This window comes from uncultured Brachyspira sp. (genome assembly GCF_934747485.1).
GTDB lineage: Bacteria > Spirochaetota > Brachyspiria > Brachyspirales > Brachyspiraceae > Brachyspira.
Map to the genome: position 1 here is coordinate 1 of NZ_CAKVGN010000003.1, position 23750 is coordinate 23750.

The following is a 23750-nucleotide window of genomic DNA, read 5'->3' on the forward strand; positions in this document are numbered from 1 at the left end:
AAGTTGAAAAACAGTTGGAAATTATATATAATTTAGCAAGAAAGGAGCTTTTTTAGTTATCTAGGACAGCCCCTAAATTAGCAATAAAAACAAAATATTTAAAAATAAAAAAGCCCTGCCATATTATAATATTAGCAGGACTATTAAAAAATATATATAATAATTAATTAATTTCTATTAATTTTTCTATAGTTTTTTCTAATAAATAAACTCCAACTCCAGTAGCTCCTTTAGCTAAATATTTTTCATTAGCTTCAGATATAGAAGTGCATGCTATATCCAAATGAGCCCATTTAGTTCCTTCAGTAAAGTATGAAAGAAACTGTGCTGCAGTAATAGTACCGGCATGTCTTCCGCCTGTATTTTTTATATCAGCCACATCAGATTTTATTTGCTCTTTGTATTCATCAAACATAGGGAGTTCCCATACTCTTTCATAAGTATCATCGCCAGCCTCTTTAATAGCCTTAGATAATTTTTCATCTGTAGAAAGTAAACCAGTAGCATGTCTTCCTAAAGCTATAGAACAAGCACCTGTTAATGTAGCTATATCTATTATATAATCAGGTTTATATTTTTCTATTCCATAAGCAAGAGCATCGGCAAGTATTAATCTTCCTTCAGCATCTGTACTAATAATTTCAACAGTAACACCATTATACATTTTTAATATATCGCCTGGGTTAATAGCACCGCTTCCTGTTTTATTATCAGTTAAAGGACAAATAGCTGTAACATTAGCATCAAGCTCCATATCAGAAGCCAAGAATAAAGCTCCACACACTGCAGCTGCACCTGCCATATCATCTTTCATTCCAAGCATGCTGTCAGCAGGCTTCAAACTCATTCCGCCTGTATCAAATGTTATGCCTTTACCAACCAATACTATATTTTTCTTAGCTTTAGGCTTTTTATATTGCATACAAAGCAGTCTTGGCGGATTCTTACTTCCAGCATTAACACCTAATATTCCATTCATCTTTAATGTCTTTAATTGTTTCTCATCTAATACAACAGCAGTGATTTTTTTCTTTTCAGCAATCTTTTTAGCTCTATCTACAAAAGTTAAAGAATTGATAGTATTGCTAGGCTCATTAACCATATCTCTCGCCCAACAAATATGCTCAGATATATTAGAGGCAACATTAATTGCATTTTCAGTATCTTTCTTATGGTCAGAAACAAGTAAAATATTATTAATGTTATTTTTTTCTTTAAGTCTTTTCTCTCCAAAATAATAATCAAAACTATAAGATGCTAAAAACATTCCTAAACAAAACTGTATATAAGATTCCTCAGAACCGATTTCAGCAAATAATTCTGCCATATCTACTTCTATATCAGATATATGAAGCTGATTCATTATTCTTATTAAAGAAGCACCGGCATTTTTCCAAGTTTCATAAATATAGTTTTTTACTTCCTTATAAGTAATATAAATCACTCTCGTATTGCTCGAAAAAGCAAATGCAAATGGAGTTGATATGGTGTAATATTTGTCTTTTACTAAACTGTTAAATAATTTTATATACTCATCATTAAATGTGCAAACTTTAGGTTTTTCTTTTTCAACCTTAACAAAGATTGCAACTGTATCTTTTTTTATAAAATTGCTTGTGTGTTTGAGTTTCATCGATATGTCCTTTACGAATTCTATGATGATATCTATTATATATAATGTTTATTTTATGTCAATTAATTAATTTTTAAATTTACATAATCAACAGATAAATCATTTTGAGTTTTAGTTATCACCAATTTATATCTATCTCCATTATGAGTATAAATCTCAGCTAAGCTCTCGCCATTAGAATCTTCTATTCTCTCTGTTTCTAATGCAATGTTGCAGTTGTCTAAATTTTTAAATATACTGCTTAAAGACACATCAATATTGTTTGTAATATTAAGTGTAATCTGTTCTATTTTCTTTTGAGAGATAAATACATTGATTTGTGCATTGTTTTCATATATGTTAATATTTTTATTTAAAATATTATTGTTAATCATATTTTTATCTATATCAAATAAATTAGATAAATCATCAAGTGAAGTAGTAAAAGAGAGAGAAGCTAAGGACTTTATCTCCCCATTTACACAATAAAGTATATCGCTGTAAGAAAAAGGACGGACCATATTTTTTTTATCATACACAGTTTTATTTTTATGTATGATGTTTAGTATCATTATACCAAATATTATAAAACATATTAATACTACAAACTTTACGAATCTCATTAATCTACAATAACATCAACTTAAAATATTTTAATTTATTTAATAAATTTTTATTTATTTATTTTCTATAAGCGATATATCATTAACTTCTTCAACAGAAAATAATGGCATGTCTCCTGCATTATAATATTCAGGCTGAACAGTAAAAGTTAAAGAACTTCTAAACTTCTGATAATTCTCAGCTTCTACCACTATATCTAAATTAATATCTATCTTCTTATTAGAATCAGTTTTTTGCGGCATAAAACAAAACATATATTTACCAGCCACATTTTTAGCAACTATAGCAGGGTTTGGGAAATTAACTCCATATCCCTTTAATAGAGTGTTATTGCTAAACATATAAACCTTAGCACTCTCTATTCTGTCAGTATTATTAGAAGCAAATAAATTACCCATTATGCTCGGATAAGTAATATAATAGCCGCTTTCTTCTATAACAGGTATAGTATCAGAAGAAGTATTACTTTCCCTTCTTTTTGTAACAACCTCACAAGCTTGAGATATTATATTTAAAACTTCTTTATTATTTTCTATAGGGTCTTTATAACTGTATAATACCCCCCTCGCACTTGTAACATATTCTGGTTTTACTCTATTTAATGTATATGCAATAATATCCATACGCATATTGCTATTAACTGGAATGTTTTTTTTCTGTAAATATGCATCTGCCAACTTAGAAACTTTTTGTTCCATTAGGTTTACTAAATACATAATCAAACTCCTTAAACTTTATATTACATTATACAAAATTATATATTATTTGTCAAAATAAATACGTGTAAAAATGAAAGGGCTAAACTAATAGTTAAGCCCTATCAAAACTAGTAATAATATAAATTTATTTACATATTATTAAGTCTGTTCAATACTTCTATATAAGCCTCTTCTATAGAACCTAAATCTCTTCTAAATCTATCTTTATCTAATTTTTTTCCAGTAGCCTTATCCCAGAAGCGGCAAGTATCTGGTGTAATTTCGTCTGCCAAAAGTATTTCGCCTTTTGAGTTCTTGCCAAACTCTACTTTAAAATCTACCAAAGTAATTCCTATTTTATCTAAAGCTTCTTTTAATAAATTATTTACTTTAGAAGTTACTTCATATATATATTTTAATTCATCATAAGTAGCAAGTTTTAAAGCAACAGCATGATGGTCATTAATAAGCGGATCGCCGTATTCATCATTTTTATAACATATCTCAAAAATAGTATTAGGCGGAACTGTACCTTCTTCTATGCCAAGTCTTTTAGCCATAGAACCAGCTATTAAATTTCTCACTATCACTTCTAATGGGAATATTTGTACTCTCTGGCAAAGCTGTTCTCTGTCAGATATCTTTTCTATAAAATGCGTCTTAACTCCATTTTTCTCTAACATCTTAAAAAGTAAAGTAGTAATCTCATTATTCATAACGCCTTTATCTTTTATAGAACCTTTCTTCTCACCGTTAAAAGCTGTAGCATCATCTTTGTAATAAACTATTATCTCATCAGCATTATCAGTAGAATAAACCTTTTTGGCTTTACCTTCATAAATCATTTCTTTTTTTTCTTTAGACATAACCTATACTCCTGTTTTATAAAAACGATTATTTATTATATACCCTTTTTTATTATTTTACTATATCTTTTTTATTGTATTTTTTTATTAACATTAATATGTAAAATTATTTTAAAGTTTTCTCTAATAGCTTGCATATATTATTAATTAAAACATCTTTATCTATATTCTTATCTTCTTTTATCCAATGATATATTATAGAAACAAGACCTCCGGATATGAATTCTTGTATTACTATATTATCTTCATTTTTTAACCATTCATTTAAATACCCTAATAAAATCTTGTGAAGAAGTGATATAAATAAAAGAGTATTGTTATAATTAACTAATGAAGTATTAAAATATTGTTTATTATTGTCAAAATAGTTTATTATTTTCTCTATTATTTTTCTGTAGTTCTTTTTAAAATTATAGATTAAATTATCATCTCTCAATTCTTTTATAATATCTTCTTTTATATCTTCTATGATGCTATTTAAAAGTTCTTCTTTATTGTTGTAATGGTCATAAAAAGTAACTCTATTAATCATAGATTTTTCGCATATTTCTGTAACTGTGATATCGTTAAAAGAGTGAGTTTTAAAAAGTTCGAGTAAAGATTCTTTTAATAATTTTTGAGTTTTTATGATTCTCAAATCTTTTTTATTTTCTTCTATCATAGTTAGATTATACTGAAACAATTATATTTTGTCAAAATTTAGTTTTCATGTTTTTTATTATTTGCAGGGCTTTGACTCCTGCGAAGCGTGCCCGTAGGGTAGCACTCCCAGTTATTTTGCGACCGAAGGAAGTGCCCTTGCGGCGTGCCACAAAGAACCAAAAAGGCTGCATTAAAAAAACTAACTTTTAAGCATATCCAAAATCATATATTATTTTATGTTAATACATATTACAACATATAACTTGCACTTTTTGCAACTTTTTGCGGCGGGAAAAAGTTGAAGAAAAAAATTCTATGACAAACTATATTTGTTTTAGTATAATTAAAGATTTAGTTAATTAAATTTTTACAATATACCTAGTGGTTTAGCTTTTCAGTTTTTTTATTTATATATCTTTTATTATTTATTAGTTATAAAAAATCGATATATTTGCATTAATGAAATACATAGATTTTTTAAATAAAATAAGTTGGATTAAAGGTTTTAAGAATTGCTATTATTTTTTTCAGATGCATGTTTCATTTTAGCAAATGCAATAAAACAAAAGATCATTTCGATAAGTACAAATACCGCATATAAAAACATACATACCATAGAAACAGCATACATAATTCCTGCAACCAGTGCTCCCCAACGAACTTTAAGTGCCCATCCAAGCCAATTAAATATGACAGCAATACCAACGCATACTGTATGTGGCATTACTAATGCAGCAGCAAGCCCAGCACCAATAATTTCAGCCCCATCCTTAGACATAATAAAGTTATTTGTAAAATAAAAAATTAGATATATTAAATAAAGTGTTCCGATAATGCTTGAAGCTAATAATAATTTGCTTTTTTTCATTTAAATAACCTCAACTGTATTAAAATATTATATTTTTATTAATTAAATGATTCTCTTTCTCCATTAGAATATACAATAGAATCTACTTCGTATTCAAAAATCAAATCTGAATATTTTTTACTGTATAATTTAGTATGACTACTCATAAATTCATTGATATCCATACCTAAATTCGAATATGTTACCGTACTGCCAACAGCAATGTTTTTTCCAGTAAAGTCACATGTAAGAGATATTATATGTTTACCAAATAAATCTTTTATTGTTAAAACACCAGAAACACCTTTTATATCTTTATCAGAGTTGTTAGAAACTTCAATAATTAGTTGCACTCTTGGAAAAAATCGTCCAGCATAAATATCTTCAGGTATATTCTTTTTATCTACCACATTAACTTTAACTGGTGCATTATTGACTTGATATGCAATTGCATTTTTTGTAACTCCCACATTATTGACTTGCTCCCCGTAACCGCAAGTTATTAAAGATAGAAACATTGTTGTTACTAAAATTAACGAAAGAAATCTTTTCATTTTATATTCTCCTTAAAAAATTTATTTTTATTTACAATGCTTATTTAGATTATATGTATATTATGTATTAATAAATAATTTATGTAATTTTTTCATTTTTTTAAGATCTCCTTTGTTTAAAATAAAAAACTATATCTATAGTCATTATTTTTTGATGCAATACCAAAAGAAAAGATATTAAGTATTATTAATAATAAATAGTTGATTAATTTACTGTAGACTGTAGACTGTAGACTGTAGACTGTAGACTGTTTAGATAAAAGTTTAAATATAACATGTAATTTAGTATAATATATTTTTTTTTATATGTCAACAAAAATATGAAAAAATAACATATTTGTTGGTAAAGATTAACCAAAAAGGCTGCATTTTTTAGCTAAAATATTGGTATTACTTCTTTTATAAATATTTATCAAATACAAAGCTAAAGCATTTGCGTTTTTTGCAACTTTTTTGAGCGACAAAAAAGTTGAATAAAACAAAAAATTACATTGTAAAATATAGTTGTTTAACATATCTTAAAAGAATTTAAGTTTTTTGCTTGTGGTGGCTTTGCCCCCACGCCCCCAGTTCTTTTACCGAGTAGGTACCTTTCGGTATTGGTATAAAAGAACCAAAAGAACTACATTTTTTAACTTAAAATTTTGGTATTATTTCATACTTGATACATATTCTTAATATATAAATATAAAGTAATATAGTTGTTATATATATTAATAATAATGTAATTTATTTTAAATATAATTTACAAAAATAAAAATATGTAGTTTATCATACAATAGTAATTTTTCTGTACTTGATATAATAATAATCATAAATAAAATATAAACTATAATAATAATGAGGTTTTGTACAAAAGTGTCAAAAAAATTATTATATTATTTTACCGCATTTTTATTTTTATTAAGCAGTTCCATATACTCGCAAACCAATGCTCAAATACTCTCTTATGCAGAGTATATTGAAAGAATAAAAAATATAATACCAGAGATGAAATTAACAGCCATACAAGAGAGTAATGCTTATAATAATCTAACCAAAGCAAAAAGCTCCGGAGATGTTAAGTTTGATTTGCAGGCAGGGGCAATAGGCACACAAAAACATTTTGATGAATATAATATTATACCAACATCAGACTTTATGCATAACGGTATGAGAATAGGTGCAGGTTTCAGCGGACTTATACCATATTCAGGCACAAGATGGTCAGTAAAAATACAGCATGACAGCTATTTTGGTGATTTAAAAATGGGAGAGGTAGAAATACCTGTAGATACACCGCTCGGTACGGTTGTAGGAAGACTTCCTAATTTAAGCACAAACAATTTTAAATATTACGCCCCAAGCATAGAAATACAAATAGCTCAGCCAATATTAAGAGACTTTTTTGGTAAGTTGGATATGTACCCAATAAAGGATGCAGAATATCAGCTTACAATAGCAAAACTAAAAAGAATAATAGATGACAACAGCGTATTAACATCATATCAGAAAATATATTATCAGTGGATTATGTCTCAAAAACTAATTAAACTCTATGATGAAATGATTAGAGAGGCTAAGGCTTTTGAAAATCAAATATACAAAAGATACACAAGCGGCGTAATAGATAATGATGCCTATCAAAATGCAAGAAGACAAACACTTAAATATAGAGAAGCAAGAAACAAGTCAGAGTTAATTTTAAAAAAGATAATTAGAAACATACAGTTTTTTATACCAGAAGAGAATGTTGAGCCTAATGAAGATGATTGGGAGAATATGCTTGAAACTTCAATTAATACAAAAATAAATGTGGTGCCATTTTTGGAGAGTGCTCAGGGGCAAATGGCTTATCAATTAAAATTAAGAAGCGAATATGCATTATCTATAATGAAAAATAATTCTCTTCCAGATTTATCTATAGTTGGAAGTGTATCATTATCCACTTTAGATGACAGTGGTTATTTTAATTCTTTTTCAACTATGACGAATGTTGAATATTTTGTGGGTTTAATGTTTTCTTATCCTATAGGGGGAAGAGATGCTAAAGCTAAGATGGAAGATGCATACAATGCTTTAACAGCAGTTACTGCAGATTTTGACAGGGTAAACAGAGATTTTGATGTGCAGATTGGTACTTATTATGATGAGTTTGAAGCGTATAAAAAAATGCTCGAAGATAAAAAACTTGAAGTACAGGCTTTATTCTCGAGAGTGAGAACTCAAAATGAAAGGTTTAGGCAGGGAAGGCTTCCTGTTGATGAGATAATTAATGCAAGATTAGATTTAGTAAATGCTCGGGCAGAACTTCTTAATTTGGAATATATGATAATAAGCACAGTGATGGATTATAATTCGCTTGTGCTTCTTAACAACTAAAAACATAATAAAACTCGAGGTATTATTAATAAAGAGGTATTATGGATAAAATTGTAGAACTATTTGCTAAAAACAGATTATTAGTAAATGTAATAATATTAATCACTATAGCAGTTGGTATGTTTTCTTATACTGCTATAAAAAAAGAGGCTTTCCCTTCTACAAACTTTGATGTAATGATAGTGCAGGTGATATATCCCGGTGCTTCGCCGGAAGATGTTGAGCAAAATGCTATGATACCTATAGAAGATGAGCTTCAAACTATAGCGGGTATTGATGAGTTTTATTCTATAATGATAGAAAATGCAGGTATTCTTACAATTAGAATAGACATGAAGATAAAAGATACAAGACCTATAAAAGATGAAATATTTAGAAGACTTCAAAATGCTCCGAATGTATCTAAAGATGTTACAGAGATAAAAATTACAGAGGCTAATGCTAATAGGCTTCCAATATACAATATAGGAATAAAGTTTAAAGAAGGCATGGAAGGCACAGAAAAAGAGCTTTATGATATATCAAAAAGATTTGAAAAAGAGCTTAAATATGTTGATGGAGTAGCCACCGTTGAAGTATATGGAAGAACAGACCCAGAAATTCAGATTATAGCAGACCCATATAAACTTCAAGAATACTATACGTCATTAAGCGAAATAGTGCAGGCATTATCTTTAAGAAATGTGAGGCTTACAAGCGGAAGTATGAAGCCGGACGAAAGCGATGGGCTTGATGCCAACAATAAATTATTAGTTACAACAGGGCAATTTCAAGACCCTCTGTCAATCACCAATGTTATAGTTCGCTCTATATTCAACGGAAAGCCTATAAGAATAGCAGACGTTGCAAGAGTGGAAGAGATGTTTGTTGATAAAACTGTGTATATGAGAGTGAATAAAGAAAATGGATACTCTATAAACATAGTAAAAAAAGAAGATGCTGATATATTAAAAACAATAGAAAATGTTAATGCTTACTTTGAAAAAAATAAATCCACTATTCCAAGCAATATAGAAATAGTTCCTATGTTTGACAACTCAAGAACTATCAATGACCTTCTTAATGCTGTATCATCAAATATCATCACTGGTTTTATTATTATATTTATAATACTAATAATATTTTTAGATTTTAAGAGTGCAATATTTACTTCTCTCGGAATGCTTATTGTTATATCAGTTTCTTTGATATTTATGACATACTCTGGAATTACATTTAATATTATATCTCTTGGAGGGCTTATTACTGTACTTGGTATGATTGTAGATAACTCTATAGTTGTATCAGAAAATATATTTAACTTTCACCAAAGAGGTTTTAAAGGTTTAGATGCCACAAAGAATGCTGTTCATGAAGTATTTATGCCTATGCTTATATCAACGCTCACAACAGTTGCTTCTTTTGTGCCTATTCTTTTTGTGGGCGGCACTATGGGAAGGCTTCTTAATCAATATCCTAAGGTTGTAATAATAGCTTTAATTGCAAGTATATTTCAGGCTGTATTGATACTTCCAAACAATTTAATAACTAATGAAGAATTAACAGGCATAAAAAAGAAAAAAAGATTTAATTTTAAAAATCCTCTTGATTTTGATAAAGATAAATTGTTTGATAAGCTAAAAATACCTTTTGTTAAATTTTTGAAACTTACTCTCAAACATAGATATTTAGTATTAATATTTTTTATAAGCATATTTATTATAAGCATATTTATATTTAAAATAGTATTTTCTCAATTTATACTTGTTTATGATACTAGTGCTGATGTTGTTGTTATTAATATGGATGCAGGTGTTGGAGCTCCATTATATAAAACAGAAAAATATTTAAGTGAAATAGAGGACATTATTTATAAAACAGTAGATACTAATGATATGATTGCAGTTTATAGTTTACTTGGAAAGCAATTAGACAAAAACACTGTTGATATTTCTGAAGAGATGGACAATCTTGCAGGAACAATTATATATTTAGTGCCTGCAAACAACAGGAAAAAAGTAGCATACGATATAGCAGATGATTTGGAGAAAGCAGTTGAAGAGGCTGGTCTTAGAGATGAATTAGCACTTCTTACAATACATACAAAACTCCCTATAACACCCGGTAAAGCTGTGGATGTGAAAATAATAGGAAATGACACTGAAAAAGTTAAAGAAGTAAAAGACAAAATAAAAGCACACTTATTAACATTAGAGGGCGTTATAAACTATGATGATGATGACAAGATTGGTATGGAAGAGCTTAGAGTGTTATTTGATTATGACAGAATGAGCGAGCTTGGTGTAAATGTGGCTTATGCTGCAAGAGAATTAAGGGCTGCATATTCTGGAATAGTTGCCACTTCCATTCAGCAATTTGAAAACAAGCTTGATTTTAGAGTGCGAATGGATAAAAAATACACTTACGACACTAATGTATTAAATAATTTATATATGCCAAGCACATACGGAAGACTTATACAATTAAAAGATATAGCAACAATAGAAGTTACAAATAATCAATCAAGCATAAGGCACTACAACGGTAAAAAATCTATAACCCTAACAACTGATATAGTATTAGGAAAAACTACTGCTATAAGAGTAACAGATTCTGTTCAGAAATTCTTTGATTCTATTTCTAAAGATTATCCTAATATAACTATAGAGTTTGGAGGCGAAGTAAAAGAAACTAAAGAGCCTATGAAGAGCATAGCATACGGATATGTTGTAGCTATTATAGCAATATATTTAATACTTCTATTACAATTCAATAAATTTGTTCAGCCGCTTATGATACTTGGAATAATACCTTTTGGGGTTGTGGGGGTTATATTAGGTTTTGCTGCTCATAGAATGCCTATGTCATTTGTAGGAGCTGTTGGTATAGTAGGGCTTGCGGGAGTTGTTGTTAACAATGGTATTATAATGGTTGACTTAATAAACAGAATATTAGAAGAAGGAAACATACAATCAAAACAAGATGTATTTAATGCTGTAATTGAAGGGGCAGGAGATAGGTTTAGAGCAATATTTTTAACTACAGTTACTACAATATTTGGGCTTCTTCCTACAGTTTATGGAATTGGCGGCAATGCAGATTTAATTGTACCTATGGTTATGGCTATGGCTTATGGTCTTTTATTTGCTTCGCTTTTAACATTAATATTTTTGCCGAGCTTATTTATGATATCTGTAGATTTAAAATTAGTAAAAGTGAAGTACAAATAATTTTTATAATATTAATTTGAGTGTATACTGAAACAACTACATTCTCTCAATTTCTGCACATTATAGAGAAGTTATCAACTTTTTTGTCGCTCAAAAAAGTTGCAAAAAACGCACATACTATATCTAATTCTTTAGGAGTATATATAAAATGTAGCATAAACACTATATTTTGGTTAAAAATGCAGTTCTTCGCGAAGTGTGCCTGAAGGGTAAAAAGTTTGGCGAGGTACGCACAGCGTAGCTACGGAAAAAAGGACAACAAAAAAATTAACATACATCTTAAAAATTTGCTATTTCAACCGCACGGTGAACCGAATTATGTTTAAAAATTGATATTATATTATACTTTTTCTACATTTCAAAATAATGTTCTGCGTGCGTTTTTTAGATTTTTTATGATTAGTAGTTAAAAATATGTAATTTAATACATTTTATTATAGAAAAAATAAAAAATTATAAAAAAAAATAAAAAAATGCTAAACCAAATTTAAGTTTATGCCGATAGAGCCGAGAATTAATATATAGAAAAACGAAGGTCCAAAGATTTGGCGGTCTCGAACCTTTCGTTTTTATTATTAATTGATAAACCATATTTTGGTATTTTTATTTGCAGATAAGAATACCCAGAGAGTTTATGACTTATCAAAACCTTAATTTGTTTAAAATCTCGGAAAGTCATAAATTCTCTTTAATATTTTTTGCCAATTAGGCACGGATGCCTTTTTGAATAAATTATCAGGGAGGATGACGATGATCATCAATAACAATATCAGTGCAGTAAATGCACAACGTACTTTAAAATTTAGGAATGTAGACCTTGCTAAAGATATGGCTTCTTTATCTTCTGGTTTAAGAATTAACAGAGCTGGAGATGATGCTTCTGGTTTAGCTGTATCTGAAAAAATGCGTACACAAATTCGCGGTTTACGTCAAGCTGAAAGAAACACTCAGGATGGTATCTCTTTCATTCAAACTACTGAAGGCTACCTTCAAGAAAGTCAAGACATCTTACAAAGAATTCGTGAATTAGCTGTACAATCTGCTAACGGTATCTATACTGATGATGACAGAATGCTTATCCAAGTTGAAGTTTCTCAATTAGTAGATGAAGTTAACCGTATTGCTAGTCAGGCTCAATTCAATACTCTTAATATGCTTACTGGTAGATTTGCTGACCCTAATGCCGGCGGTAACCCTGCTGCAAGTATGTGGTTTCACATGGGAGCTAATATGGACGAAAGAAGAAGAGTTTATATAGGCACTATGACTGCTGCTGCTTTAGGTTTACAAAACACTGCTGATGGTACTAGCCTTTCTATTTCTTCTATTGACAGTGCTAATACTGCTATAGGTTTATTAGATGAAGCTTTAATGAAAGTTTCTAAACAAAGATCTAATCTTGGTGCTTATCAAAACAGATTAGAGCTTACTGCTCAAGGTTTAATGATAGGTTATGAAAACACTATGGCTTCTGAAAGCAGAATAAGAGATACTGATATGGCTGAAGCTTCTGTTAAATTTGCTAAAGATCAAATACTTAGTCAAACTAACTTAGCTATGCTTGCTCAAGCTAACACTATGAACCAAGGCGTATTACGTTTAGTTCAATGATAATTTTTATTGATTGATTAAAAAAAAGCTGTTCTCAAAACGAGAGCAGCTTTTTTATTACTATGTGATTTTTAAATAATTTTTTATTTATTGTTTGTTTTCTTTTACCAAATATATCATAGGTACACTTATAATAGTTACTGCATATTTTACAAAGAAATTAAATACAAATATTCCAACTAAAGCCTCAAAAGGTAATGCTCCATAAAATGCTATCGCTACAAACAATAAATTATCAACAGGTATACTAAAAGCATTACTAATCAAGACTCTAAGCCATTGATATCTTTTAGTGATTTTTGTTACAAAGAAATGATATATCTCTGTATCAACTAATTCTGCTATTGTAGAGCCAACAATTGAAGCTATTGATATTCTAAGCACTGGGCTTAATGTTAATTGAAAAGATTCATTAAATTGCCAACTGCTGTCTGCTGGTATATTTGATATTATGTAAAAATAAATTGGTGTAAATATATTGATTATAGCTGAAACTAATATAAGTTTTTGTGTATTTTTTTTACCTATTGTTTTATGAGACATATCTCTTATTGTGAAAGCTAAAGGATAGAGAAAAGTTCCTCCATCTACAGCTAAATTTAATACATTTGCTATCTTTACGCTTGCTATATTTGATATCATCTGGCAAGCTATATAAGAACCAATAATGATTATGCTAATAAATGAAATTTGGTATTCGTAGTTTTTTTCCATAGTTTTTTCCTTTATTTATTATAATAATAAAATAGATATTTACTCTGTATTTTCGATGAGTTTTCAGAAAGAAAATGTTGTTTGATTATTTTTTTAATTATTCTTTTAAGGTTACTTCATCTATAAGCCTAATAAGTTCATTAGACCTTGATACTATGCTTTCTTTAAAAGCAGAGAGAGTATCCTCTCCGGCTTTAGTATTTTTTAATTCTCTTTTAAAAGCATCAGCGATATTAAGACAAGCAAGTATAGCTATAACATCTCTTGGCTGTTTATCACCATAAATTTCTGATATCTCTTTCATACTTTCATCAACAAATGATGCCAACTCTTTTAAGTATTCAATATTTTCTTCATCATATTTAATACTCAAATTTCTTCCAAATATATTAACCTCTAAATTGCTTCCCATAATATTTCCTAATTATTATTTAGAGTCATCATCAAAGAAGAAATCCTCATCATCGTCGTCTCCAAACATATACTGATCTTCCTCATTAACATCAAAATCATAAGAAGAATCATTATTGTCTTGATGGCTTACTTCTTTATATTCTTCTTCAATAGTCTCTATATTATCATTATTATCATTTATATCTGAGTCCCAACTTGCATCATAAGCACTAGAAAAAGGGTCCTCATCTTCATTTACTTTTACATTAGCAACATTATTATAATTAGAGTTTTTATTATTATATTCTTCTTTTTTAACATCATCTTCTGATTCGGAAGCAAAGCTTTCTTCCACTACAATATTTGATTTTAATTCTTCTAATTGTGCTTCTTTATCTTCTATAACATTTTCTGCAGCAGAGCTATTTTCAATGCTTTCTTTAATTTTTTTAATATCTAAATCAGTAATATTATTATCTGTATTTTGTTTATCAGAAATATTATCATCTATCATAGCCTTGTCTATTTTGCTAATTAAGCTAAATACACTGCTTTGAACTTCTTCATTTTCTTTTTTAATATTATCTATATTGCTGCTTATAGTTTGAAGCTCTTTTTTAAGATTATCATTTTCTTCCATAAGAGTTAAACAATCTTTTTCAAACCTTTCTATATTTGTTTTAAGACTGTCTCTTTCTATTTTTGTAGCTTCTAACTCTTTTAATAAATTATCTTTTTCTTTTAGTATATTATCTCTCTCCTCCTTGAGAGAGATATAGTTATTATTAATATTTCTTTTATCCGTTTCTAATATAGTTTTATCTTCTTTTAGAGATTGCAATTGGGATTGTAATTCATTTATATTATTTTGCAGATTTTCTTTTTCTGAGACTAGTTCATTAATACTTTTATGCAAAGCATTTTTTTCTGATGAGAGGACTTTCCATTCTTCTAATAACTCTTTTACTTTGTTTTCTAATACACTAAACTCTTTCAATTTCTTCCCCCAATAGCATAGTATAAAAAATTATATCACATATAATGCAATTGTCAATTTTTTATTTATATGATAAAATTAAACAAATAAAATAAAACTTAATAAAACGTATATAATGAAAAAACTAATATTTATTCTTCTTGCTATTCTTAATTGTTTAGCACTAAATGCACAATCTCCATATTCCGAGAAAGAACAGAAATTATTAAAAGGAATAGTAAATGTTTGGCCGTATATAGGTTTAGAGCCTATTAGACCAACTACATCATATATACCTTATGACTATATACATGAAAGCTATAAGAGGGATAATCCAGACCCGAGGATTTTCTCTTCAAGGTTATTATATGAATTATCAACTATAGAGCTTCATATGAATACTGTAATTGGGGTGAACCTAAAAAACGGCAACTTTTCTATGCCTAACATGTATCTTTCTGTGGGCAAAAGTTTTCATTATGATTGGATATTTTCAGCTACTCCTTTTGTAACACTTTCAAGTAAATTAAATGTGTTTAGTGAAAACGGAAAAGTTAATGCTAATGGAAACATAGAAGTTTATGATGCTGGTATAGAAACAGTAACATTAACAAGGCTTTTACTATCTTTTAGAATGAAGGCTGTTAATGACATTAATGAATCTACTTTTATGCTTTTGCCTTCTGTGGTTGATAGTTCTCTTGAAAGTTTTGAAGATGTTCCTCATTGGTATTTACCGAGGGTAAACAATGCTATGGGTTTTAGAACTGGATTTATTGGGCATTATTATGAGCTTTCCTATTCTCAAGGGTTTACTGAAAACTCTTCTCCTTTGGCTGCGGTTTTTAAAATTAATGGAGATTATTTCAAAGTACAGTTTTTATATCAGTACAATAAAAAATCTTCTCTCTCTCCGGAAGCTTTTGATAAAAACAATATTAATTACAATTTAGAAAACGATTATACTCATCATATAATACAGCTTTATGCTATGGGAAGAGTGCCTTTCTTAGATAATCAGCTTTGGCTTAATATGCTTGGAGAATATACTTGGAGAGACAATGATGCTCATTATTTAAGGTTTGAATTAGGGCTTGAATGGAAAATGCTTAATATTGCTATACGTCCTTTGTTTTACATACCTGTTGAGCATGATAATGATAAAAACAGATTTGATAAAAGTAAGGATTTATTTTGTTTAGAATACAGTGCTTATGTAAAATTTGACCCTATTTACTTTGGTTTTCAAGGCTCTACAGACGGAAGGTACTATATTGCTATGAAAGCTTTATTTTAATTTCTAAATTTATAAAAAAATTTCACACCGCACGGTGAACAAACTTTTTTTCATTTAACTAATTATAAGTTTAAATTTAATTAAATAATAAAGTCTGCTAACCGTGCGTTAAATAGATTTTTTATTTAATTAAAAGCTTGGGCGGGTGTTAACATTTCTAAATAGTCATTAAAAAATAATTTAAGTTAAAAATTTAATAAAACGTTATGAGTATAAAGGGCGGGGATTCTAAATAAATTTTTAAAGAATCTATAATATAATAATTATTTACGCATTCAAAAAATTTATTAACACACTCATTATATATATTTTATTTTCCTGAACCGCCTGTTATTCCCCTTACTAAAAACTTCCTAAATATTACAGCAAGCAATGCAGGAGGAAATATTGCCAAAAGTCCTGCCGCTGTCGTTATACCATATTGTATGCTATCTTTTGAAACAAACTCAGATGCTACTATTGATATAGGCTTCGTATTTGCTGAACTTGCTAAAATAAGAGGTATTTGAAATTGTCCCCAAGACATTAAAAATACAAGCAGAAAAGCTGATAAAATAATAGGTGCTGATATAGGAATCATCACTCTTAATAAAACATCAATTTCATTACATCCGTCTATATAAGATGCCTCTTCTATTTCAACAGGTATTGTTTCAAAGTAATTTGATATCATCCAAGTATTAATAGGCAAGAATGAAGTTACATATATTAAAGACAAAGAAAATAAATTATCAAGCAACGATAAAAGCGAAAACATTCTATAAAGAGGTATAATAGTTGTGAATACTGGTATTGCCATAGATATTAATATTAATGTTTTTATAATACTTCTGCCTTTAAATTTCATTTTTGATATGGCATAAGCACACATTATTGAACAAGGCAGACATAAAAATATTGTTATAAAAGCTGTTTTTATAGAATTAAGTATTCCTATAAAAAACATTTTTGACTGTCTATCTGAGGCTGTAAATAATTTCAAATAGTTATCTATTGTAGGTTCTTTAGGCAAGAAATTAGATGTATTTTTAAACATCTCATATTCCGGGGTGAAACTTACAATAATAGCCCAAATAATAGGACCTAAAACTACTATTATAAAAAATACTATAGATAAATAATATAAAAAACTTAATCTTTTACTTTTTTTCTTTTTCATAAAATATATATATTCTACACTTATAACCATTTAGCATTGTAATACCAATTTCAATGCCATATATCTTTCTGATACTGATTTAACGTTTACCTATTTCCTCTTTTGCACACATACTAATACTGTAAATATCAAGCAAATCATTATATGCATTTATTCCAATATTATTCAATAACTCTAAACTTTCTTTTTTCTACCTTCACTACTTTTTGAACATAATAACAACCACCGCAATTTTATATTATATTAAAAATACACTTTTGCAATCAAAAATTATTATATATAATCAATTTTTCTTGACATAGCTCTTATATATAACATTCCTAAAATACCTGCAATAATCATTATTAAATATGTTAAAGCACTTCCTCGTCCAAAATCTAAGAAAGAAAATGTAATCATATAATCCTCAAGAAGTATAGTTTTTCCTAAGTTACTATACCCCGAAATAGCCACCACTTCATCAAATACATTTATTGCTGATATAGATGTAAATGTTAGTATAATGCCCAAAGCAGGCATTAAAAGCGGTAAAGTAACCCTAGTAAACATTTGAACTTTATTAGCTCCATCAATACTCGCAGCATCATAAACCACATCTGGTATAGCTCTCATGGCTGAAAGAAGAATGATAGAACAAAAAGGTATATTTCTCCATGCTATAACTATTCCTATTATAAGCATTAATGAATATCTATTTGATAAGTACTGTATAGGTTCATCTATAAAATTGAGATTATATAATATTTTATTAAAGAAACCATATCCTGGGTAGAATATCCATTTCCAAAGTATGCCATTAACTACTGGAGGCAATGCCCAAGGTATCACAGCTATAGCCATCAAAATATTTTTTAATCTGCTTTCAAAGTTTAATATACTTGCAAATAAAAGTCCAAATACTATGCATATAACAACAACTATAATCATAATCATTATACTGTTTTGAAGCGAATACCAAAAATCAAAAGATTTCAAAGTTACTATATAATTATTAAATCCGATAAAAGCAGTATCTTTAGGGGCAGTCAGTTTCATCTTTCTAAGACTATAAAAGAATGTAACTATTATAGGATAAACAACAAAAACCACCATGATTATAAATGACGGTAAAATTAATAAATAAGGTAAAGTCTTACTTTTTTTCATAATCCAAAAATATTATATAATTCTTATATAAAGAATAAAAAATTTATTAAAAATAGTAAAATAAATAATTATATATTGTAAATATAATATAAGGCATCACTTAAAAAAGCAATGCCCTATTTTTTATAACATTTAATTAAGAATTAATTATCTTGCAACCAATTCTTTTATTTTTGTATCCATTGCATTAAATGCTTCTTCTGGAGTTTTGGCACCTAATACCATTTCATTAACTGCATTGAATATTGCTGTAGTCATTTCTGAATAATAGCTAGGAACACCTTTTGGGAATGGGCTTGATATTAAAGTAGATTCTTCAAGTAAAGCACCTGTATTTTTAAGTTTGCCTTCATTTATAAGCTCTTCCATAACAGCTGTTCTTGTAGGCATTGTATTTTGTACATAATTTAATTGTTTTTGTATTTCTGGAGAATTAAACCATTTTACAAATTTCATTGCTGCTTCTTTGTTTTTTGACAATTTTATCACACCAACACCCTCTGGTAAAGCAAAAGTTTTTGGTGAAGGACCAGTTGCACCGGGAAGCAATATAGGTATAACATCGCCTACAACCTGAGATTCATTAGGGTCTTGTACTCTGCTTACAAATGAAGTAGGACCTACTATAAAGCTAGCCTCTCCAGAGTTAATTCTTCTATAAGCGTCCATACCTGTAGAAGTTTTGCAAGCTGGGTCTATTAAATTATCAACATTTATCATTTGATTAATGAATTGTAAAGCTCCTAATACTGCATCTTTATTTAAAGTACCATCTTCATTAAATACTACTCCGTATTTTGAATAAGCCATCCATATTAATGAAGTTGTACAAGATTCATCAGCATTTAAAGGCATAGAGAAAGGATATTGAGTTACACCAGCAGCTTTTATAGCTTTCAAAGCAGCATAAACATCATCCCAAGATTTTGGAGCTTCAGTTATGCCAGCAGATTCAAAGTGCTTTTTATTATAATAAGCCAAACGGAAATCATTAGCATAAGGAAGAGCTAAAACTTTACCTTCTATTATAAAAGGCTGTATAGAAGGCATAGCATCAATTTCTTCTTTGCTTAATTCTATAGGTTCAAGCCAATCAGCACTGTTAAACTCACCTACCCAAGACCAATCTACTTCTACAACATCAGCAGCAGCTGTTCCGCCTGCAGCAGCGATTGATATTTTATCTTTGATATTTTCCCAAGCTATAACATTCATATTAACTGTAATGCCTGTATCTTTTGTAAAAGCATCTAACATTTCATCAGAAGGTACAGCCCAATCTGGAACCATTACTGTTATTGAATTATTTGAGGCACTGTTTTTTTCTCCGCATGAAACAGTAAAAAATGCTGTTAACAATGAAATCATTAACAATAAAACTATTTTTTTCATTTTTGTTACTCCTGAATTTGTAATGAATATAATTAGTAAAAAATATGCATTATTATTTGTTAATATATTAAAAAAATTAATTTAAGTTTTCATTTTTTTATTACCTACGAGGGTGTCTTCCATATCTTTTTTAGATAAGATTATTTTATCGCGTAGTTTAGCGAACATGTTAGATTTTGTTAGATTATCAAACATTTAAAAACGCCAATAAATTATGTATAGTTATGCTAAAATAAAAACATAAAAAAGTCAATAACTTTAGTATAAATTCGTATTCATCACTATTACTTAAAATATTTTTACATTTTAAGAGTAAAAGTGCCAATAACTACTATAAACAAACTCAAACTAATTGAATAATTTTTTTAAAAAATCTATAATACTGTCTAATATTTTTGAATCTAAATAATCATTACAATCTTGAAATAAACCGCCTATACTATTTCTTTTATTACACTTTACAGATATAAATGCAAGTATTTTAGATTTTAGTATGTGATACTCATTATTTCTTTGATTAATATAATTATTGGCACAATCAAAAAATTTATTAACACATTCATTATATAAATCTTTATCTTTTTCTAAAATAATATCTTCAACCAAACATTCTAAACAACCGGAAGTTTTATCATTAGTTTTTGTTGTTAGAAATAAGCCTTTATTATTATCATAGTATATATTTTGATTTGCATTATATTCGAGTTTTATAATATCATTAAAAATATTAAATCTTTTTTGAACATTATTTTCAGCATCTATAACGATACCGAGTTTTTCTATTTCATTGTAATTAGGGCTTTTCATAAATGAAGTAATGTTACTTTTATTATCAACTTCATTAAGAGGTATAATATGAACAGTGTCATTATCTTTTATAAAGGTTTCAATATTTTGACTCGATATACATTTTAATCCTAATTTTTTATTGATTAAAAGAGAGCATAAATCTCTTTCATCATTACCTTCAACAAGAAGAACCTTTTTAGCCATAGGTTTTATAGGAGCAGACATTGCTTTATCTTACCTCCCAATTATCCATAGCATTATTTAATTCTTCACTATTGTATATAACAGGGTGATATTTTTCTTCTTTGTCAGCTTCTATTCTTATACCTTGAATATCATCATTTGAATTATATTTATTTTTTACTTCGTTATAAACATCATTAAAAGCCTTTATGCATTCATAAGAGTGAGTAGTAGCAAAAATCTGAACATTGCTTCTATATGCTACATCAAATAAAGAAATCCATAAATTACGCAATGAACTGTAATGAAAACCATTATCAATTTCATCAATAAGTAAAACCCCATTTGGAACACATAGTGCTTTTACTACATAATTAAATATTTTTAATATTCCATTTCCTAAAGAATTTAAAGGCAAATATCTGTTAAGTCCTATATCTGCTTCAAAAATTTGATTTAATGAAATTCTGATGTGTTCTATATTTGGTATTATTGGTTTTAAAGAATCTACAACTATTTTATCCATTTTTAAATTTTGAATTTTATTAAATGCTTCTGCTGTACTCATTTTAGTTGATATTTCAAATGTATTATATTCGTTTATAAAAGCAAAATTAAATAATACTGCATCAATAATAGATGATAATATTTTTTTATTATCAAATAAAAAATTATTATTAATAGGAATAAAACTATTATCTAATTTTCTATTGATATTTGTAAGCATTGGAAGTTTTATTATTTTTCTATTATAATTTTCTATTTCGTAATAAATACCATCTAACGAATAATCTGCTAACGATTTTATAGGATATATATTTAATTCTTTCTTTGTAGTTTTTATATTTATTTGATTACTATAATCAAAATTATGAAATATTAATTCTAAATTATTGTTTAAAATTATGCCTCTTTGCCTAAATATAGCTAAAATAGCATCACTTCTAAACATATTGGAATATAAATACAAAGCCTCTAAAAGATTGCTTTTTCCTACACTGTTTTTACCAAATATTAAATTAAACCTTTTAAAACTATCTATTTTAAACTCTTTAAAACATTTAAAATTACTTATGCTTATATTTGGTATTTGAATATTATCCATAAAAAACCTACATCTCTTTATATAAATAAATAATATATCAATAAACATTTATTGTCAAAATATTTAAACATATATACAAACAATAAAATTCTTCAATAACTCTATTGTGTAAAACACTAATTAATTATAATATATATAAATCAAAAAATAAAACTTGGTTGAATAAATATATGAATGAATTTTTTAAATGCGACAAACCTAAAGAAGAATGCGGAGTATTTGGTATATACTCAAAAGAAATAAAAAAAGATATATTAAAAACTCTTAACTATGCACTATATGCTCTTCAACATAGAGGTCAGGAAAGTGCTGGTATAACAATATCAAATTATAAACATTTATTTACTTATAAATCTATGGGGCTTGTTTCAGATTTATTTTCGAGTAATATCCCTAAAGAAACGGAAGGAAATATTGCTATAGGTCATGTAAGATATTCCACTACAGGAGAAAGCAGGATAGAAAATGCTCAGCCTCTTGAAAACCTATTTAGATTAGGTCAAATAGCCATAGCACATAACGGCAACCTTACCAATGCTAATCAATTAAGAGAAAAGTTAGAACAGGAAGGTGCTACATTTAATGCTACTTCTGACAGTGAAGTTATAATTAAATTAATAGCAAGAAAAACTGTAAATAATTTTATAGACGGAATAAAAGAAACTATCAATATAATAGAAGGGGCTTTTGCTTTGGTTATAGTGGTAGACGGTAAATTGATTGGAATTAGAGACCCGCATGGAATACGTCCTTTATCATTAGGTACTAATTCTAATGGAGATTATTTTTTAGCTTCAGAATCTTGTGCTTTAGATGCTGTTGGTGCTAAATTTGTACGTGATATAGACGCTGGTGAAATGGTAATTATAGATGACAGCGGTGTGCAGTCTATTAAATACAATAATACTAAAGTAAAAAATTGTCCTTGTGCATTTGAGCATATATATTTTGCAAGACCTGAAAGTAATATAGACGGCATTAATGTATATAATGTAAGATTTCAAACAGGTGTTTTACTTGCCAAAAAAAATACAGTAGACGCTGATATTGTAATAGGTATACAAGACTCTGGAACCATTGCAGCATTAGGCTTTGCAAAAGAAAGCGGAATTCCTTACAGCATTGGCTTAGTTAAAAATAGATATATTGGAAGAACGTTTATTATGCCGGAGCAGTCAAGCAGAGAAGAAACTGTTAAATTAAAATTCAATCCTCTAAAGCATCTAATAGACGGTAAAAAAGTTATATTAATAGATGATTCACTTGTAAGGGGTACTACAAGTAAAATACTTATTGATATAGTGAGAAAAGCAGGTGCCAAAGAGGTTCATTTTAGGTCAGCTTCTCCTGTTATAAAAAGCCCTTGCTACTATGGTGTTGATATATCTTCAAAAAAAGAACTTATAGGGGCAAAACTTTCTGTAGAAGAGATTCGCAAAGAAATTAATGCAGATAGTTTAGAATATTTATCTATAGAAGATATGTTCAAAGCTTTAGGCGGCACAAACTATTGTATAGGCTGTTTTAACGGAGAGTATCCAACAGCAACACCTAAGCAATAAAAAATATATA

At 28.2% G+C, this 23750-nt stretch carries 20 protein-coding genes; 5 read left to right on the top strand and 15 right to left on the bottom strand.

Annotated elements, in window-relative coordinates:
- Positions 1 to 163 precede the first annotated feature (163 nt).
- The 7 genes from Q0H31_RS00990 to Q0H31_RS01020 all read right to left on the bottom strand — a co-directional run bounded on the left by Q0H31_RS00990 (position 164) and on the right by Q0H31_RS01020 (position 5807).
- A complete protein-coding gene (locus tag Q0H31_RS00990; protein ID WP_295295110.1) occupies positions 164 to 1633 on the bottom strand; it encodes a M17 family metallopeptidase in 1470 nt (489 codons plus the stop codon).
- 62 nt (positions 1634 to 1695) lie between these two features.
- The gene (locus Q0H31_RS00995; RefSeq protein ID WP_295295112.1) at positions 1696 to 2235 is read right to left on the bottom strand and encodes a hypothetical protein; all 540 of its coding nucleotides are present in this window, start codon (positions 2233 to 2235) and stop codon (positions 1696 to 1698) included.
- Between the two features lie 54 nt (positions 2236 to 2289).
- Positions 2290 to 2952, bottom strand: coding sequence for a late competence development ComFB family protein (locus tag Q0H31_RS01000; protein ID WP_295295114.1), 663 nt, complete (start codon positions 2950 to 2952; stop codon positions 2290 to 2292).
- Positions 2953 to 3083: 131 nt separating this feature from the next.
- On the bottom strand, positions 3084 to 3800 hold the full coding sequence (purC, locus tag Q0H31_RS01005; RefSeq protein ID WP_295295115.1) for a phosphoribosylaminoimidazolesuccinocarboxamide synthase: 717 nt from the start codon (positions 3798 to 3800) through the stop codon (positions 3084 to 3086).
- A gap of 106 nt (positions 3801 to 3906) precedes the next feature.
- Positions 3907 to 4461, bottom strand: coding sequence for a TetR/AcrR family transcriptional regulator (locus Q0H31_RS01010; protein ID WP_295295117.1), 555 nt, complete (start codon positions 4459 to 4461; stop codon positions 3907 to 3909).
- A gap of 486 nt (positions 4462 to 4947) precedes the next feature.
- A complete protein-coding gene (locus Q0H31_RS01015; RefSeq protein WP_295295119.1) occupies positions 4948 to 5310 on the bottom strand; it encodes a hypothetical protein in 363 nt (120 codons plus the stop codon).
- Positions 5311 to 5348: 38 nt separating this feature from the next.
- Positions 5349 to 5807 (bottom strand): hypothetical protein, encoded by a 459-nt coding sequence (locus Q0H31_RS01020; RefSeq protein WP_295295120.1) that lies wholly within the window; start codon positions 5805 to 5807, stop codon positions 5349 to 5351.
- An 894-nt stretch (positions 5808 to 6701) separates the two neighbouring features.
- Here Q0H31_RS01020 and Q0H31_RS01025 point away from each other — a divergent pair.
- The 3 genes from Q0H31_RS01025 (at position 6702) to Q0H31_RS01035 (ending at position 13024) form a co-directional block, all read left to right on the top strand.
- On the top strand, positions 6702 to 8204 hold the full coding sequence (locus tag Q0H31_RS01025) for a TolC family protein (RefSeq protein WP_295295122.1): 1503 nt from the start codon (positions 6702 to 6704) through the stop codon (positions 8202 to 8204).
- 41 nt (positions 8205 to 8245) lie between these two features.
- Positions 8246 to 11413 (top strand): efflux RND transporter permease subunit, encoded by a 3168-nt coding sequence (locus Q0H31_RS01030; protein ID WP_295295124.1) that lies wholly within the window; start codon positions 8246 to 8248, stop codon positions 11411 to 11413.
- Between the two features lie 750 nt (positions 11414 to 12163).
- The gene (locus Q0H31_RS01035; protein WP_295295126.1) at positions 12164 to 13024 is read left to right on the top strand and encodes a flagellin; all 861 of its coding nucleotides are present in this window, start codon (positions 12164 to 12166) and stop codon (positions 13022 to 13024) included.
- Between the two features lie 87 nt (positions 13025 to 13111).
- Here the strand turns inward: Q0H31_RS01035 and Q0H31_RS01040 are convergent, their stop codons facing one another.
- From Q0H31_RS01040 to Q0H31_RS01050, 3 genes are all read right to left on the bottom strand, one after another.
- Entirely contained in the window at positions 13112 to 13738 is a 627-nt protein-coding gene (locus tag Q0H31_RS01040) for a queuosine precursor transporter (protein ID WP_295295128.1), read from the bottom strand.
- Positions 13739 to 13835: 97 nt separating this feature from the next.
- On the bottom strand, positions 13836 to 14150 hold the full coding sequence (locus tag Q0H31_RS01045) for a cell division protein ZapA (protein WP_295295130.1): 315 nt from the start codon (positions 14148 to 14150) through the stop codon (positions 13836 to 13838).
- Between the two features lie 15 nt (positions 14151 to 14165).
- On the bottom strand, positions 14166 to 15128 hold the full coding sequence (locus Q0H31_RS01050; protein WP_295295132.1) for a viral A-type inclusion protein: 963 nt from the start codon (positions 15126 to 15128) through the stop codon (positions 14166 to 14168).
- A 115-nt stretch (positions 15129 to 15243) separates the two neighbouring features.
- Between Q0H31_RS01050 and Q0H31_RS01055 the strand changes: the two genes are divergently transcribed.
- On the top strand, positions 15244 to 16404 hold the full coding sequence (locus tag Q0H31_RS01055) for a hypothetical protein (protein ID WP_295295134.1): 1161 nt from the start codon (positions 15244 to 15246) through the stop codon (positions 16402 to 16404).
- Positions 16405 to 16714: 310 nt separating this feature from the next.
- Here Q0H31_RS01055 and Q0H31_RS01060 read toward each other — a convergent pair whose 3' ends face one another.
- The 5 genes from Q0H31_RS01060 to Q0H31_RS01080 all read right to left on the bottom strand — a co-directional run bounded on the left by Q0H31_RS01060 (position 16715) and on the right by Q0H31_RS01080 (position 22178).
- Positions 16715 to 17563, bottom strand: a complete 849-nt coding sequence (locus Q0H31_RS01060) for a carbohydrate ABC transporter permease (RefSeq protein WP_295295136.1) — start codon at positions 17561 to 17563, stop codon at positions 16715 to 16717.
- A gap of 273 nt (positions 17564 to 17836) precedes the next feature.
- Entirely contained in the window at positions 17837 to 18709 is an 873-nt protein-coding gene (locus tag Q0H31_RS01065) for a carbohydrate ABC transporter permease (RefSeq protein ID WP_295295138.1), read from the bottom strand.
- Positions 18710 to 18856: 147 nt separating this feature from the next.
- The gene (locus tag Q0H31_RS01070; protein ID WP_295295139.1) at positions 18857 to 20101 is read right to left on the bottom strand and encodes an extracellular solute-binding protein; all 1245 of its coding nucleotides are present in this window, start codon (positions 20099 to 20101) and stop codon (positions 18857 to 18859) included.
- Between the two features lie 348 nt (positions 20102 to 20449).
- The gene (locus Q0H31_RS01075; RefSeq protein WP_295295141.1) at positions 20450 to 21115 is read right to left on the bottom strand and encodes a DUF3226 domain-containing protein; all 666 of its coding nucleotides are present in this window, start codon (positions 21113 to 21115) and stop codon (positions 20450 to 20452) included.
- Positions 21116 to 21119: 4 nt separating this feature from the next.
- Positions 21120 to 22178, bottom strand: a complete 1059-nt coding sequence (locus Q0H31_RS01080; RefSeq protein ID WP_295295143.1) for an ATP/GTP-binding protein — start codon at positions 22176 to 22178, stop codon at positions 21120 to 21122.
- Between the two features lie 170 nt (positions 22179 to 22348).
- Here Q0H31_RS01080 and purF point away from each other — a divergent pair, with 170 nt between their 5' ends.
- Positions 22349 to 23740 (top strand): amidophosphoribosyltransferase, encoded by a 1392-nt coding sequence (gene purF / locus Q0H31_RS01085; RefSeq protein ID WP_295295145.1) that lies wholly within the window; start codon positions 22349 to 22351, stop codon positions 23738 to 23740.
- Positions 23741 to 23750 lie beyond the last annotated feature (10 nt).

Bases quoted from the DNA above. Each gene is read 5' to 3' on its own strand.
- Q0H31_RS00990 (WP_295295110.1), bottom strand. From the start codon at position 1,633: ATGAAACTCAAACACACAAGCAATTTTATAAAAAAAGATACAGTTGCA.
- Q0H31_RS00995 (WP_295295112.1), bottom strand. From the start codon at position 2,235: ATGAGATTCGTAAAGTTTGTAGTATTAATATGTTTTATAATATTTGGT.
- Q0H31_RS01000 (WP_295295114.1), bottom strand. From the start codon at position 2,952: ATGTATTTAGTAAACCTAATGGAACAAAAAGTTTCTAAGTTGGCAGAT.
- purC (WP_295295115.1), bottom strand. From the start codon at position 3,800: ATGTCTAAAGAAAAAAAAGAAATGATTTATGAAGGTAAAGCCAAAAAG.
- Q0H31_RS01010 (WP_295295117.1), bottom strand. From the start codon at position 4,461: ATGATAGAAGAAAATAAAAAAGATTTGAGAATCATAAAAACTCAAAAA.
- Q0H31_RS01015 (WP_295295119.1), bottom strand. From the start codon at position 5,310: ATGAAAAAAAGCAAATTATTATTAGCTTCAAGCATTATCGGAACACTT.
- Q0H31_RS01020 (WP_295295120.1), bottom strand. From the start codon at position 5,807: ATGTTTCTATCTTTAATAACTTGCGGTTACGGGGAGCAAGTCAATAAT.
- Q0H31_RS01030 (WP_295295124.1), top strand. From the start codon at position 8,246: ATGGATAAAATTGTAGAACTATTTGCTAAAAACAGATTATTAGTAAAT.
- Q0H31_RS01035 (WP_295295126.1), top strand. From the start codon at position 12,164: ATGATCATCAATAACAATATCAGTGCAGTAAATGCACAACGTACTTTA.
- Q0H31_RS01040 (WP_295295128.1), bottom strand. From the start codon at position 13,738: ATGGAAAAAAACTACGAATACCAAATTTCATTTATTAGCATAATCATT.
- Q0H31_RS01045 (WP_295295130.1), bottom strand. From the start codon at position 14,150: ATGGGAAGCAATTTAGAGGTTAATATATTTGGAAGAAATTTGAGTATT.
- Q0H31_RS01055 (WP_295295134.1), top strand. From the start codon at position 15,244: ATGAAAAAACTAATATTTATTCTTCTTGCTATTCTTAATTGTTTAGCA.
- Q0H31_RS01060 (WP_295295136.1), bottom strand. From the start codon at position 17,563: ATGAAAAAGAAAAAAAGTAAAAGATTAAGTTTTTTATATTATTTATCT.
- Q0H31_RS01065 (WP_295295138.1), bottom strand. From the start codon at position 18,709: ATGAAAAAAAGTAAGACTTTACCTTATTTATTAATTTTACCGTCATTT.
- Q0H31_RS01070 (WP_295295139.1), bottom strand. From the start codon at position 20,101: ATGAAAAAAATAGTTTTATTGTTAATGATTTCATTGTTAACAGCATTT.
- Q0H31_RS01075 (WP_295295141.1), bottom strand. From the start codon at position 21,115: ATGTCTGCTCCTATAAAACCTATGGCTAAAAAGGTTCTTCTTGTTGAA.
- Q0H31_RS01080 (WP_295295143.1), bottom strand. From the start codon at position 22,178: ATGGATAATATTCAAATACCAAATATAAGCATAAGTAATTTTAAATGT.
- purF (WP_295295145.1), top strand. From the start codon at position 22,349: ATGAATGAATTTTTTAAATGCGACAAACCTAAAGAAGAATGCGGAGTA.